This window comes from Myxococcus sp. AM010 (assembly GCF_013372585.1).
GTDB classification, from domain to species: domain Bacteria; phylum Myxococcota; class Myxococcia; order Myxococcales; family Myxococcaceae; genus Myxococcus; species Myxococcus vastator.
The window spans coordinates 1-897 of the sequence record NZ_JABXEO010000217.1; the positions used below are offsets into that span (position 1 = coordinate 1).

Sequence of the window (897 nt, forward strand, 5' to 3'; positions counted from 1 at the left end):
GTCGCTGTTGAACTCAAGCGCGCCCGACAGCCCTCCCGCGCTCGACTCTCCCAGGCCCAGCGTCACGTCAAATTTCGACGTCTTCCCGGACGACTCCGCCGCCTCCAGCCTCAGCCCCGGCAGGCTCACCGCCCCGCCCGGCGCGTTCTGCAGCACCAGCATCACCTGGAACAGCGGGCTGCGACTCAAGTCCCGCTCCGGCTGCAGTTCCTCCACCAGCCTCTCGAAGGGCACTTCCTGGTGCGCGTACGCACCCAGCGTCACTTCGCGCACCTGCGTCAGCAACTCCCGGAAGCTCGCTGTCGGCGACACCTTCGTCCGCAGCACCAGCGTGTTCACGAAGAAGCCAATCAGCCCCTCCGTTTCAGCTCGCGTCCGGTTCGCTATTGCCGTCCCGACGCTCACGTCCTCCTGCCTCGCGTACCGCGACAGCACCACCTGGAAGGCCGCCAGCAGCACCATGAAGGGCGTCGCATTCTCTCGCTGCGCCAGCCCCTTCACTCCCTCCCACAGCCCCTTCGGCCACTCCAGACCTCGCGTGTCCCCTCGGTACGTCTGGACCGCCGGCCTCACCTTGTCCGTCGGCAACTCCAGCGCCACTGGTGCGCCCGCAAGCTGCTTCCTCCAGTACCCCAACTGCTCTTCCAGCACCTCCCCCTTCAGCCACTCTCGCTGCCACACCGCGTAGTCCGCGTACTGCACCTCCAGCTCCGGAAGCGGTGACTCCCTCCCCTGCGAGTACGCCTCGTACAGCGCCACCAACTCCCTCACCAGCACGCCCATTGACCACCCGTCCGACACGATGTGGTGCATCACCAGCACCAGCACGTGCGCTTCCTCCCCCTCTCTCAGCAGCGTCGCCCTCAGCAGCGGGCCCACCTCCAGGTTGAACGGGCG

General features: G+C 67.1%; 1 protein-coding gene. It reads right to left on the reverse strand.

Annotation, left to right across the window (positions count from 1 at the left end):
• The coding region (locus tag HV826_RS36380) for a condensation domain-containing protein (protein WP_255217607.1) at positions 1 to 897 on the reverse strand (897 nt) is incomplete at both ends.